The sequence below is a fragment of the Gammaproteobacteria bacterium genome, assembly GCA_029862005.1.
In the GTDB taxonomy this organism is placed as follows: Bacteria; Pseudomonadota; Gammaproteobacteria.
Genome location: JAOTYD010000021.1, coordinates 38,583 through 52,739 on the forward strand (window position 1 = coordinate 38,583; position 14,157 = coordinate 52,739).

Genomic DNA, 14,157 nt, shown 5'->3' on the forward strand with positions numbered 1-14,157 from the left:
AAAAAGCTCTGGTGACTGGCGCAAAAACGGATCGCGGTCTTATTATCAGGCGATTCCCGGGTTTCCGGCCACGTTTTTAATTTTCGGGGAATTCAACTTTTTGATGCGCGCTGTGTCCTCGCGACGCAAGTAGTCTGCAACCACGTCCCAGATCGGCGCACCAGGCGACTGCGAACCCACCGTTGCCCAACCGGCGACCTTGTAATTTTTTCCGGCTTCGATGGTCGTACCATTATCGAGCTGCATATCCGCGATTCTTGCACCCGCATCGGCTCCCGGATCGATGCTGTAATCGAGACCACCCAGGCGCACCATGTCACCGCCTTGTTGGTAGTAAGGATCCTTGTTGAACAGGTTATCGGCAACGTCCTCGAGGATCAGCTTTATGTTCTCCCCTGTCATTTCACGAACATAAGTCTCGGGATAGGTGATGCAGGTTTGATCCATAACATGCTCCATTGTAATCGCCTGCCCCGGCAACACCGTGGTGCCCCAGCGAAATCCGGGTGAAAGCGAGATCTGCGCATCACCCTCCACGCGCAGCGCGTCGCAGATGACCTGGTCGAAGGTACCGTTAAAATTACCGCGTCGGAACAGCACATCCTCGGCGACTGCCAGTTCTTCCTGTAACTGGGCCAGGTAGGGCTTGCGCATCTTTTCAATGTAAGCCGACATTTCGGAATCTGCCTCGAGCAGGTTCGAGAATACGGGTAGCAGGCGATATCGATAATCACGCAACTTCTTGTCCTTGTAATCCATATCCATGACACCCAGAAACTTGCCGTTGGAGCCCGCGTTGGTGACCAGGGTTTTTCCGCCCGGATTCGAGACCGGAATCGCACCCGGGACACCGTCGTGGGTATGACCACCGAATATGGCATCGATACCGCTGACCCGCGAAGCCATCTTGAGGTCGACGTCCATGCCGTTGTGCGAAAGCACAATCAATCCGTCGGGGCTTTCCTCGTCGCGCGCCTGCTCGACGATTTCCTGCATATCGCCCTCGTTGATGCCAAATGTCCAATCCGGAATAAATCGTTGCGGATTCGCGATCGGCGTGTACGGAAAAGACTGTCCGACCACGGCAATGCGTAAATCCCCCATCTCGCGAATCGTGTAGGGCTTGAATACATGCCCGGTGTCTTCGTTGAAGTCACCCAGGTCAGCAAGTTCGTAATCAAACAGGGCATCTTCTTTTACCTTGCAATTCTGGCTCACGAATTCTCCGTTAAAAATCTCGGCATTGTCGAGAACTTCGGCGGCCAGGTAAGTAAACTCCCAGTGTCCCGTCATGACATCGACGCCGAGCAAATTACAGGCCTCGACCATGTCCCGGCCGCGGGTCCAGTAAGCGGTACCCGAGCCCTGCCAGGTATCACCGCCATCGAGCAGTAACGAGCGCCCCTGTGCATATTCCGCACGCAACTTTTTGACCAGGGTTGCGAGGTGGGCAAAACCACCCACTTTGCCAAAGGTGCGCGCGGCTTCTGCAAAGTTCAGGTAGGTATAGGCGTGTTCCTCGATACCACCATGTGAAATGCCAAACTGTTTCAACAGGTTATTGCCGACCAGGTGTGGCGCCTTACCCAATGCATCACCGATACCCAGGTTGACACTGGGTTCACGAAAATAAATCGGATTGAGCTGCGCATGGCAGTCGGTAATGTGCAAAATACGGGCGTTACCGAAAGCCGGCATGTCATAAAGCCTGGAACCTTCGCTGGTGGCTGATAATCCTGCAGTGGGAAACATGCCTGCCGCGCCCGCAAGGCCCAACAGTCTGATAAATTCTCTTCGGTTCAAGTTCATAAGGCCCCCTTAGGCAAACATTTCAGATAGCTCGACCAGGTTTCCAACCACCAGGTCCGGGTTGGATTCCGCGATGTCATGGCCGTGATTATATCCATAAGGAACGCAAACGATGCCAAAGCCCGCTGACCTTGCCGCCAATACATCGTTGCTCGAGTCGCCCACCATCAGGCAGGCACCATAGTCGAGATCAAAATAATCCGCCGCGTAATGCAGCGGCATGGGATCAGGTTTTTTCCTGGGCGTGGTGTCGCCGGCAACAACCAGCTCAAAATATACGTTCAAACCCAATGCCTCGATTAAGTTCGAGGTGAAAGGTTCAGGCTTGTTGGTTACACAGGCCAGGTGCAAATCAAGCTTGCTCAGGCGCTCCAACGACTCGAAAACACCGGGATAAACTTCACTGTGATCGCTGGCATGTTTCGCGTAGAGCTTGTTGAAAATTTCCAGCCCGGCCTTGAACAGCGCCTCGTCCGGTTCCGCCTGCATGTCGTTGGTCAGAACGCGCTTGACGAAGCGTTCGACGCCATTACCCACCCAGTTGCGCGCCGTCTCGGGATCCTGCTTCGGCAAGTCAAGACTGAGCAGCATTTCGTTGGCGCACCAGGCGAGGTCACCCACGCTGTCAACCAGGGTACCATCAAGGTCGAACAGAACGAGCCTGACCTGGTCGAAGGCAATTTTCGCGTTCGTTCCGGTGGTATCAGTCTGGCCGCTGGCTGCAGGCATATCCATCGTTAATTTGTTGTTTTTGCGAGCAAAAAAGTCTGTTGACCGACCAAACTATCAAAATCAGGCGAGCAATGTAATAACCCGATAGCGATAGGAGCTATTACTATTTCAACTAGGTCGTCAACGCCGAAAAAACGCGTGGCAGGCGCTCCGGCAAGCGTTCGATATTATCGACGATCGAGTAATTGTTGGGGCCGAATATACGCGCCACGTAGTCGTCGGCGTTGGGATCCAGGGTCAGGCAATAGGTATGGATTCCGCTTGCGGCAAGCTCCTCGACGGCGTGCTTGGTATCCTGGCGCAGGTATTGCGGATCGCGTTCGTCGATGTCGGCGGGTTCACCGTCGGTAACCAGTAACACCAGGCGTTTGCGGCTGCTTTGCTGCCCTAGATGATAACCTGCGTGTCGCAGGGCCGCGCCCATGCGTGTCGACAGACCACCGCTCATGCCGGCCAGCCTGGCCTTGCTGTCATCGCTGTAGGGTTCATCGAAATCCTTGAAACGGTAATACTGCACATCGTGACGTCCATCGGAGGCAAAACCATGCACCGCGTAGTTATCGCCGATCGAGTCAACCGCCCAGGACAATAACCCGGTGGCCTCGCGCGTCAGGTCGAGGATACTGGGCTGCTCCAGGTAGCCCTCGTCCTGCTCGGTCAGGTCGCCGATACGGTCATTGGTCGAGGCCGACAGATCCATCAATACGATCATCGACAGGTCGCGCAGATGCCGCGTGATGCGGATATTAACCCTGGGATCCGGCATTATACCGCGCCGGATGTCAATCATCGCGCGCACCGCGGCGTCGATATCGAGTTCGTCGCCATCCTCGAAGCCACGCTTGCGCACGATGCCCTGTGGCTGCAGCGCGTCGATCAGGTGTTTGATGCGGCTGGCGATCGGTTTATGTTTCTCCAGGATCCGGTCCATGATTTCGGGGTCATCCTTTTTCTGGCGGCGCTCGATGACGGTGGTCCATTCGGGGCGCGCCAGCTGCACCTGGTAATCCCACTCATCGTAATGGAACGGCTCCGACATCGGTTCCACCCCTTCCGACTCGTTGTAGCTGATGCCATGGTCCTCGTAGGGAAACAGCTCGGTCGGCAGCACCCAAACTTCCTGCGGGTTGCCGTCCTCGAGCTCGGAGTCGATCTCGTTAACCATCTCCATGACGCTGACATATTTGCGCTGCGTCGACTGCCGCCACGGCAGACGCTCGAACTCCCCGAAATCTGAACTGCTTTCATCGAACGCCCAGAAATATCGATTATCGTCACGGTACGGCACCGGCGAATACTGTAACAGGCGCAGCACCGGCAGCTTTTCAGTCTCGCGGACGCGGTCGAAACACTCGAGACCAAACTCGCGCAGCAGCGGCCGATCCACTGCGTTAGCCTCCAGCAGCTTGCGGTAACGGCCGACAATATCGTTTATCCAGCTTTCAGCATCGTTGTAATCCGGGTCCAGCAGCGCGCGATTCAGGCGCAGCATGATACCGACGACCGGATGCAGATCGGGCGGAGCAATGTCCAGGGCATGCTCGAAAAATCCTAGCCACAGTCGCCGCAGGCCCGGAAACTCCTGGTAAGCGAGATACTCGACCCGCGCATCCTCGAAGACTTCGATCATCGACCGCTGCGCCGGGCTCATATCGTCACCGTTAATCGTTTTACTGGTGTAGACGATGTGCGCGGCCGCGTGTGCCGCCGCGGCACGGTAAACGTCGATACCATCGATACCGTCGTATCGATCGAATGCATCGGGTAGATGCACCAGGTAGTTTTCGATATAAGGCCGGCTGCCCTGTCGGGTTTCGAAGTCGTCCGCGGTCGGGCGCATGAAAAACGCCCGTGCCCACAGCGCACGCAGGTAAAAATTCAGCTTGCGATGGTTATCGACGAACAGCGTACCCCGGCGTTCGCGTTGCAGCACCGACTTCGAGGTTTCGGTAGCGACAGCAAAATAAGCGGCCTGCCCTTCGAAATCACGCTGATAGGCCTGCGCTCCCCAGGTTGCCCAGCGGCGCAGACCACCCAGCGTCAATTTGGACAGCAGTTCGCCCAGGGCTTCCATCATCGGGCGCAGTCCGCGCGGTGCCTTGCCAGCGAGCTGATGCAGCAATTTGAAATAGCCGCGCAGCAGGTCGGCATCGCCGAGCCGGGTTGCCGCTAGCGGTAAATTGGCGAGAATCAGCGTGATCACTGCACCCGAGGTCAGCGACGACAATTTCATGATGGCCTCGATCGTGTCGGGCACGATATCCTCGCCGACCTCCTTCGCCACCACCGGCATTTCCTGCACGTAGGTCAACACCAGGTCCTGGCCCTTGCCCAGCGTACACATTGCCTTAATGCCGACCAGGTAATTCTCCACGCCCTGCGGTGACATGATGCGCTGCGCCTCGAGCCAGGATGCCTCGACCGCTTCGAGGTTACCGAGATCCCCGGGATCGATGCACTGCAGATATTCGGCGAGTTCGGGATGCATTTTAGTTTAACGCTTGCTGTCATCCTGTGGCTTGACCGCGGGATCCAGTGAAACGGGGAACCACCGGGTCTCTCTGGATACCGCGGTCGGGGCTGCGGTGTGACATGGGATTGATACCCTGGTAGTCATTCTGGTTGAGTACTGCCTAGAAGTAGGTATCGACCGCGGCGTAGAGCGTATCGCGCATATCGGGATCGTCAGTGAGTGGTGTCACCAGCGCCATACGGCAGGCGGCCCCGGCATCGACGCCCTGCGCCATCAGTTGCGCCGCGTAGATCAGCAACCGCGTCGACATTCCCTCGTCGAGCCCATGCCCCTTGAGATTACGCGAACTGGTACCGACCTGCACCAGCTTTTTTGCCGTTTCCTCATCGATACCACCCTCATGGGCGACGATTTCGGTCTCGGTTTCAGCCTCGGGATAATCGAAGTCGAGTCCGCCGAAACGCTGCTTGGTCGACTGTTTCAAATCCTTCATCAGCGACTGGTAACCGGGATTGTACGAGATCACCAGTTGAAAATCCTCGTGCGCTTTCACCATCTCGCCCTTTTTCTCCAGCGGTAACTCACGCCGGTGATCGGTCAGCGGGTGTATCACCACGGTGGTATCCTGGCGTGCCTCGACGATCTCATCGAGGTAACAGATAGCGCCGATACGTGCCGCTACCGTCAACGGCCCATCCTGCCAACGCGTGCCGTTGATATCGAGCAGATGCCGTCCGACCAGGTCGGAAGCGGTCATGTCCTCGGTACAGGCAACGCTGATCAGCGGTTTCTGCAGCTTCCAGGCCATGTATTCGACAAAACGCGACTTGCCGCAGCCGGTCGGGCCTTTCAGCATTACCGGCATGCGCACGTGGTAGGCTGCCGTGTAGTTTTCGACCTCGTCCCCGACCGCCCGGTAATAGGGTTCTTGCTTTACCAGGTACTGCTTGCGGTCGGTTTCGACTATCTGCATCTGACTTGCCGCTTCCGCCATGGCGCCAACCTATACCGGGTTGCCGCGGTAAATGACCATCGACGCACCGGTCGACTGGGCGAAGTTGTCGAATCCCAGCAGGCGCACGTGGTTGTTGGGATGTGCATTATGGCAGGCGACGCACTCGCTGATGATCGAATCGACATCGTCCTCGCCGAACATCGGCAATTTCCACATGTACCAGTAATTATCGGCCGCGTTTTCCGGCTCGGTATGCTCGATACCGGGATTCCAGCCCTGCGCGACAATATACTGGACCTGTCGGCGGATTTGCTCCGCGTTCATTTCCGGCAGGTACGAAAAGGTTTCGAATTTCCGGCTCGCGGGATCAGCGAGGCTCGATTTATAGTCTTGAATATCACTCATGTTTTTATCCTCTTATCGATGTGCCACGTCGAGCTTGTCGACGGTATCGAATTCAAATTTGATTTCCTTCCAGGTTTCCATCGCCGCCTTGAGCTCGGGGCTGGACTTGGCCGCATTGGTCAGGATGTCCTTGCCTTCCTTTTCAACTTCACGACCTTCGTTGCGCGCCTGTACACAGGCTTCGAGCGAAACGCGGTTGGCAGCCGCACCGGCAGCGTTGCCCCACGGGTGGCCGAGCGTACCGCCACCGAACTGCAGCACCGAATCGTCGCCGAAAATGTTCACCAGTGCCGGCATGTGCCAGACGTGAATGCCACCCGAGGCGACCGGTAGTACGCCCGGCATCGAGCCCCAGTCCTGGTCAAAAAAGATTCCGCGATCGCGGTCTTCCTTGATAAAGGAATCACGCATGATGTCGATCCATCCGAGCGTCGCCTCGCGGTCGCCCTCGAGCTTGCCGACGACGGTGCCGGAATGCAGGTGATCACCGCCCGACAGTCGCAGCGCCTTGGCCAGTACGCGGAAATGGATGCCGTGGATTGGGTTGCGGTCAAGCACCGCGTGCATAGCGCGGTGAATGTGCAGCAGCATGCCGTTGTCACGGCACCATTGGGCGATACCGGTATTGGCGCAGAAACCGCCGGTCAGGTAGTCGTGCATGATGATCGGCGCACCCAGCTCCTTGGCGTACTCGGCGCGCTTGTACATTTCTTCCGGTGTCGACGCGGTGACGTTGAGATAATGTCCCTTGCGCTCACCGGTTTCCTGTTCGGCCTTGTGGATCGCTTCCATGCAGAAGTCAAAACGGTGGTTCCAGCGCATGAACGGCTGCGAATTGACGTTCTCGTCGTCCTTGGTGAAGTCGAGACCGCCGCGCAGGCATTCGTAAACCGCGCGACCATAGTTTTTCGCCGACAGGCCGAGCTTGGGCTTGATCGTGCAGCCCAGCAACGGGCGGCCGTACTTGTTCATCTTGTCGCGCTCGACCTGGATGCCGTTGGGTGGCCCGTTACAGGTCTTGACGTAGGCGATCGGGAAACGCACGTCTTCGAGACGCAGGCCGCGTACCGCCTTGAAACCGAACACGTTGCCGACCAGTGAAGTGAAGACGTTAACTACCGAACCTTCTTCGAACAGGTCGATCGGGTATGCGATGAATGCATAAAAGCAACTGTCGTCGCCGGGTACGTCCTCGATCGAATAGGCGCGACCCTTGTAGTAATCGAGATCGGTCAACAGGTCGGTCCAGACCGTGGTCCAGGTGCCGGTGGACGATTCCGCGGCAACCGCCGCTGCGGCTTCCTCACGCGGTACGCCGGGCTGCGGAGTGATCTTGAAACAGGCAAGAATATCGGTGTCCGCCGGCGTGTACTCCGGCATCCAGTAGGTTTCGCGGTACTCTTTAACGCCCGCGTCGTAGGTTTTTCTGGAACTCATTGTTTGCTCTCCAAATAGTGAATCAGGCAGCCGTTTTACCGGCAACTTTCGGATCGAGTTCGCTGCTGACATAGCGTTTAGCCATGTTGGCGACACTGATCGGTGTAATCTTCGATGCGTTACCCGCGGTTTCGAACTGTTCGAAACGATCGCGGCACAAGTCTTCCATTGCCTTCAATGCCGGCGTCAGGAACTTGCGCGGGTCGAACTGGCTCTTGTCGTTCTCGGCAACGCGGCGGAACTCGCCGGTCATCGCAAGGCGACAGTCGGTATCGATATTAACCTTACGTACGCCGTGCTTGATACCGCGCACGATTTCCTCGACTGGCACGCCGTAGGTTTGCGGCATTTCACCACCGAACTGGTTGAAGATGTTCTGCAATTCCTGCGGAACCGATGAGGAGCCGTGCATGACCAGGTGCACCTCGGGCAGTTTCTGGTTGATCTCCTTGACCACGTTCATCGCCAGGATTTCGCCATCCGGCTTGCGGCTGAACTTGTAAGCGCCATGCGAGGTACCCATCGCGATCGCGAGCGCATCCACTTTTGTACGGGTGACGAAATCGACCGCCTGGTCGGGATCGGTCAGCAATTGATCCATGCTCAGGCTGCCCTCGAAGCCGTGGCCATCCTCTTTCTCACCTTCACCGGTTTCGAGCGAACCGAGACAACCGAGCTCACCCTCGACCGAGACACCGATGTCGTGCGCGATGCGGGTGACTTCGGCGGTAATATCGACGTTGTAATCGTAACTCGCCGGGGTCTTGGCATCGGCTTCGAGTGAACCGTCCATCATCACCGAGGTGAAACTGGCCTGCATCGCCGACACACAGGTGGCGCGGTTGTTACCGTGATCCTGGTGCAGGCAGATCGGAATCTGCGGGTACATTTCCTCGGCAGCCTCGACCATCTTGCGGATCATGATGTCACCGGCATAACCGCGCGCACCGCGGCTGGCCTGCAGGATCACCGGTGCGTCCACCGCGCTCGCGGCATTCATAATCGCGAGTACCTGTTCCATGTTATTGATATTGAAAGCGGGCACGCCGTATCCCCTCTCGGCGGCGTGATCGAGTAGCTGTCTGAGCGTAATTCTTGCCATCTGAAACCTCTGTCTGACTAAATTCGTTAACTAAATCTGCAACAAACGCCGCACTTCGTCGCGCACCGCCTGTGCGGTAATGCCGAAATGCGCATATAAATCCTCAGCCTTCGCCGACGCACCGAAACCGGGCATGCCAATCATCGAGCTGCGCTTGCCAAGCCAGCGGTCCCAGCCCATCGGAGAAGCGGCCTCGATCGCGACCCGGCATTCGCCGCCGAGTACGATTTTCTGGTATTCCGGGGATTGCTTTTCGAACAACTCCCAGCACGGCATCGATGCTACCGCAACCTCGACGCCGAAACGGGCCAGCATATCCGCGGCTTCGAGCGCAATCTGGACTTCCGAGCCGGTGGCGAGCAAGGTAGCTTTGCGTTTGCCGGGCGGTTCACGCAGCAGGTAGGCACCACGCGCGACCAGGTTTTCACGGTGATGATGTGTGCGCAGTGTCGGCACACCCTGGCGCGTCAGGCAAATCACCGACGGTGATTCAGTCTCGTTAAGGGCACAGGCCCAGGATTCAGCAACTTCGACCGCATCCGCCGGACGGAATACCATCAGGTTCGGCATCGCCCGCAAGGAAGCAATCTGCTCGACCGGCTGGTGTGTCGGGCCATCCTCACCGAGACCGATCGAATCGTGCGTCATCACGTGCACGACACGCTGTTTCATCAACGCTCCGAGGCGGATCGCCGGGCGGCTGTAATCGGCAAACGCCAGAAAAGTACCGGACAATGGAATGTAACCACCGTGCAGCGCGATACCGTTCATCGCGGCCGCCATGCCGTGTTCGCGCACGCCGTAATGGATATAGTTGCCGCCGAAATTGTCACGAGTCAGTGATTGTGCATTGCCGGGTTTGGTGCCATTGGAGCCACTCAGGTCGGCTGAACCTGAAACTAATCCCGGCACAACATCCAGTAACGACTCGAGTACCTGCTGCGAGGACTGCCGGGTAGCAAGTTTTGGCTTTTCTTCGCTGAAACGCTCTTTTAGCGAATAGATACAGGCCTGAAAATCCGTCCCCAGGGAACCGTCCTGCATTGCTACAAAACGATCGCGTCTCTCCGCCGGCAAGGCATCCATGCGTGCTTGCCATTGCCTGCGGCTGTCAGCGCCGCGGCGGCCACAGTCGCGCCAGCTGATCAGCAATTCCTCGGGTATTTCAAATGCCGCGCTGTCCCATTTCAGATTCTCCCGTACCAGCCTGATATCATCTTCGCCCAGCGGCGCACCGTGGATGGCGGCGCTGCCCTGTTTATTGGGTGCGCCGTAACCGATCACGGTTTTGCAGGCGATCAACGAAGGTTTATTCGTCTGCCTTGCTTTTGCAATCGCTTCGGCGATCGCGTCCGGTTTGTGACCATCGACGTAACAGACATCCCAGCCCGCCGCTTCGAAACGAGCCAACTGGTTGGATGACGTCGTCAGGCTGGTAGTGCCGTCGATTGAAATGCCGTTATCGTCGAACAAAACAATCATCTTGGATAGCCTGAGATGCCCCGCAAAATCGATTGCCTCATGGCTAATGCCTTCCATCAGGCAACCGTCTCCGGCCAGCACGTAGGTGTAGTGATCGACTATCTCGTCGCCAAATTCGGCGGCGAGTTTCTTCTCGGCCAGCGCCATACCAACCGCGGTAGCAATACCCTGGCCCAGTGGCCCGGTCGTCATTTCGATACCCCTGGCGTAGCCATACTCGGGATGACCCGCGGTTTTTGATCCAAGCTGGCGGAAATTCTTGATTTCATCGAGGGTCAGGTCTTCATAACCGCACAGGTACAGCAGGCTGTACAACAGCATCGAACCATGGCCTGCCGACAGAATGAATCGGTCGCGGTCCGGCCAGTCCGGCGTTGCGGCATCGAATTTCAGAAAATCGGCAAACAAGACGCTGGCGACATCGGCCATGCCCATCGGCATGCCTGGGTGGCCCGAGTTAGCCTTTTGCACCGCGTCCATCGAAAGTGCACGGATCGCGTTAGCCATGAGTCGGCGGCTTTCGCTTTTACTCTGATCTTTTTGAACCTTTGTATCCATCTATTCTCTCCGTTAAGCCGCGCGACGTTTACGTTCAACCAACTGCAGTACCAGCGGCGTGAAAATGAGCTGCATGGCAAGATCGATCTTGCCGCCGGGAATGACGATGACGTTGGGTCGTGACATGAAACTGTTGTGGATCATCGTCAACAGGTAAGGAAAGTCGATGCCGCGTGGATTGGCGAAGCGGATCACAACCATCGACTCGTCCGCGGTCGGAATCCAGCGTGCGATAAACGGGTTCGAGGTATCGACGACCGGCACACGCTGAAAATTGATATCGGTGTTGGTGAACTGCGGGCAGATGTACTCGATGTAATCCGGCATACGGCGCAGGATGGTGTCGGTAATTGCCTCAGCCGAGTAACCGCGCGAGGCCTTGTCGCGGTGAATTTTCTGGATCCATTCGAGGTTAGTGACCGGCACCACGCCGACTTTCAGGTCAGCATACTGGGCGACATCGGCCTGGGCAGTTTTAACCGCCCCGTGCAGGCCCTCGTAAAACAACAGGTCGGTATCTTCGGGGAAAGATTCCCACTCGGTGAATTCTCCCGGTGCCACACCATAAATTTCACTTTCCTGGTCATCGTGCACGTAGTGGCGCGTTTTACCGGTGCCAGTTTCGCTGTATTGGCGAAACTCTTCTTCGAGCTCCGACAGCAGGTTGGCTTCCGGACCGAAGTGACTGAAATTCTTGTTACCGCCTTCCTCGGCATGCGCCATGGCAGCCTTCATCTCCTGGCGATTGTGACGATGAAAGGCGTCACCCTCGATGAAACAGGCGCTGATATTTTCACGAAAGAAAATATGCTCGAAGGTTTCCTTGACGGTCGAGGTACCGGCGCCGGAAGAGCCGGTGATCGAAAGGATGGGATGTTTTCTGGACATGGGCAGAACCTAGTTTCTAAACAAACTGCGGTTTTCGAACAGTGGGAAGCGAGTGCTCTCGACCGCGTCGCCGGTGATGTAGTCGATGACTTCCTGGACCCGGTCCCTGGAACCGAAAATAAGCGGCACACGCTTGTGCAGTGAAACCAGTTTCATTTCCAGTATCCGCTCGATACCGTCGCTGGCCAGGCCACCGGCCTGTTCGATGATAAAGGCGAGTGGCAGCGCTTCGTACAGCAAGCGCAAGCGGCCGCTCTCGTAACCGGGGCGCGAATCCCCGGGATACAGGAAAACGCCGCCGCGAATCAGGATGCGGTAAGCTTCTGCGACCAGCGAAGCGTTCCAGCGCATGTTGAAATCTTCGCCCAGGGGGCCGCTCTCGCCGGCGATACAGTCGTCGATGAAATAGCGCACGCTGTCGTCCCAAAAACGATAGTTCGAAGTGTTGATGGCGAATTCATGCTGCCCGGCCGGGATAATCAATGCCTCGTCGACCAGGTAAAACTTATCGCTCTCGGGATCGAGCATAAAACTATGAGTGCCGTCACCGCAGGCCAGGATTAGCCGGGTTTGGGGGCCATAAAACAAAAAGCCTGACGCTTTTTGAATATCGCCCAGCGGTTTGTCGAAGAGGCTTGTGGTATCGGCAGCCAGCACTGAAAAAACGGTGCCGATAGAGGTATTGGTATCGATATTCGAGGAACCGTCGAGCGGATCGATCGCCACCGCGAGGGTTGCATCGGCGTCAATCTCGATCAATTCGTCGTTTTCCTCGGATGCGATAAACCCGATAGGTAATTTACCCAGCGCCTCGACAAAAAGTCCATGGGACAGAATATCAAGCGGCTTCTGATTATCACCGCCCGCGTTCTTGCTGAAGCTACCTGAAGACTGTGCTGAAAGACCCTGCCGGGCAATCGTTTTCGCGAGTTTTGCACCGGTGCTCGCGATCACCAGTATTATCGAGGCAAGGTCCTCGTGCATGCCAGCCTGCTTTGCCATTGACGCCAGGTATTGTTCCAGCCTGATTTCAGATGTCATGTTGCCCCGCCTGGTATCTTGTTTAGTATGCGACGGGATTTTGGGGGGGCTTGATTATTAAGTAAAGTTTAATAAACTTTACAATTATGAAAGAAAAACTTTATCCATGGCTGCGCCAGATGACGCTGAAGCAGATGCGCGGTTTTACAGCAGTGGTTGAAGCTGGCAGTGTCTCTGGCGCTGCTAAAAGCCTGCATCTCACGCCACCAGCGGTATCGCTGCAGTTGCGCGATCTCGACACGGCAATTGGACTTCCTTTGCTGGAACGCAGTGATCACGGACTGATCCCGACTCTTGCGGGTCGGGAACTATTGGCTCTGGCGCAGGAAATCCAGCAATCGATGGATCGCTTCGGTGAAACCGTCACTGAATTGAAGGGCGTGGATCATGGTGTCGTCTCGGTCGGCGTAGTCAGTACGGCGCGCTACTTTGCCCCGACGATGCTGGCAGAGTTCATGAAAATCTACCCGAATATTAAAATACAGCTACTGGTCGGGAACCGCGAAACGACCATGGAAAAACTGGAAAGCATGGAGCTCGATTTTGCCATCACCGGTTTGCCGCCCGAGCACTTTACGGTGAAGAAAGAATTTATCGCGAAGCACCCTCAAATCATCATCGCGACACCCGATCACCCACTGGCCGGTAATAAGCGAATTTCATTGTCAGAATTGAAAGACGAAACCTTTCTTTTACGAGAATCCGGGTCGGGCACCCGCTCGGTAACCGACAAGCTGTTTGCCCGCTGTAAAGGCCTGCCAAAATCCGGGCTGGAATTCGGCAGTAACGAAACCATCAAGCAGGCCGTCATGGCGGGCATGGGAATCGCGGTGATATCGTCACACACGGTAGATGCCGAGCTCAAAGAAAAACGCCTGGTTTCACTCGACGTCAAGGGCTTGCCAATCAACCGTAAATGGTTCGTGGTCAAACATGGCAATAAACGCTTCCTGCCCTCGGCCCAGGCACTGTGGAACTTTGTGGCCCGCAACGGCAAGCATTACCTGCCCCAGACCTGAGACCAATCGATTAAACCCAGGCGATATGCTGTGACTGAAAATACAGCGTCGTTGATTGTTATTACTGGGCTAGGTTCAGTCGCCAATCAGTAAAAACAGACGCTGGGAAATATTCGACGAGCGGCAGAAACCGACCCAAAAGAGACGCTCGTTAACGTCCCGGTTCAGCGGCGGCGCGTGAGCGCCGTCCGTTGCAACCGGTTGTTAGGCCACACGCGCATCTTAGTCAATTGGCGATGCGATTCCTGCATACCTT

11 protein-coding genes are annotated in these 14,157 nt (G+C 56.4%); 1 reads left to right on the top strand and 10 read right to left on the bottom strand.

Annotated features, from left to right (window positions below):
- Positions 1-45: 45 nt before the first annotated feature.
- From soxB to OES20_13290, 10 genes are all read right to left on the bottom strand, one after another.
- Positions 46-1,809 carry a thiosulfohydrolase SoxB gene (gene soxB, locus OES20_13245; GenBank protein ID MDH3635658.1) on the bottom strand — a complete coding sequence of 588 codons (1,764 nt, stop codon included), beginning with the start codon at positions 1,807-1,809 and terminating at the stop codon, positions 46-48.
- Between the two features lie 9 nt (positions 1,810-1,818).
- Positions 1,819-2,544: a phosphoglycolate phosphatase gene (locus OES20_13250; GenBank protein MDH3635659.1), complete on the bottom strand. Its 726-nt coding sequence runs from the start codon at positions 2,542-2,544 to the stop codon at positions 1,819-1,821.
- A 109-nt stretch (positions 2,545-2,653) separates the two neighbouring features.
- On the bottom strand, positions 2,654-5,029 hold the full coding sequence (locus tag OES20_13255; GenBank protein MDH3635660.1) for a VWA domain-containing protein: 2,376 nt from the start codon (positions 5,027-5,029) through the stop codon (positions 2,654-2,656).
- Positions 5,030-5,174: 145 nt separating this feature from the next.
- Entirely contained in the window at positions 5,175-5,987 is an 813-nt protein-coding gene (locus OES20_13260) for a CbbQ/NirQ/NorQ/GpvN family protein (GenBank protein MDH3635661.1), read from the bottom strand.
- A 30-nt stretch (positions 5,988-6,017) separates the two neighbouring features.
- Positions 6,018-6,374 carry a ribulose bisphosphate carboxylase small subunit gene (locus OES20_13265; protein ID MDH3635662.1) on the bottom strand — a complete coding sequence of 119 codons (357 nt, stop codon included), beginning with the start codon at positions 6,372-6,374 and terminating at the stop codon, positions 6,018-6,020.
- Between the two features lie 12 nt (positions 6,375-6,386).
- A complete protein-coding gene (locus OES20_13270) occupies positions 6,387-7,811 on the bottom strand; it encodes a form I ribulose bisphosphate carboxylase large subunit (protein MDH3635663.1) in 1,425 nt (474 codons plus the stop codon).
- Positions 7,812-7,833: 22 nt separating this feature from the next.
- Positions 7,834-8,913 (bottom strand): fructose-bisphosphate aldolase class II, encoded by a 1,080-nt coding sequence (gene fba, locus OES20_13275; protein MDH3635664.1) that lies wholly within the window; start codon positions 8,911-8,913, stop codon positions 7,834-7,836.
- A gap of 30 nt (positions 8,914-8,943) precedes the next feature.
- Positions 8,944-10,953 carry a transketolase gene (tkt, locus tag OES20_13280; protein ID MDH3635665.1) on the bottom strand — a complete coding sequence of 670 codons (2,010 nt, stop codon included), beginning with the start codon at positions 10,951-10,953 and terminating at the stop codon, positions 8,944-8,946.
- A 12-nt stretch (positions 10,954-10,965) separates the two neighbouring features.
- Positions 10,966-11,841: a phosphoribulokinase gene (locus OES20_13285; GenBank protein MDH3635666.1), complete on the bottom strand. Its 876-nt coding sequence runs from the start codon at positions 11,839-11,841 to the stop codon at positions 10,966-10,968.
- A 9-nt stretch (positions 11,842-11,850) separates the two neighbouring features.
- Positions 11,851-12,882, bottom strand: coding sequence for a class 1 fructose-bisphosphatase (locus tag OES20_13290; GenBank protein MDH3635667.1), 1,032 nt, complete (start codon positions 12,880-12,882; stop codon positions 11,851-11,853).
- 86 nt (positions 12,883-12,968) lie between these two features.
- On the opposite strand from OES20_13290, the gene OES20_13295 reads away from it, so the two are divergent.
- A complete protein-coding gene (locus tag OES20_13295) occupies positions 12,969-13,901 on the top strand; it encodes a LysR family transcriptional regulator (GenBank protein ID MDH3635668.1) in 933 nt (310 codons plus the stop codon).
- Positions 13,902-14,157: the final 256 nt, after the last annotated feature.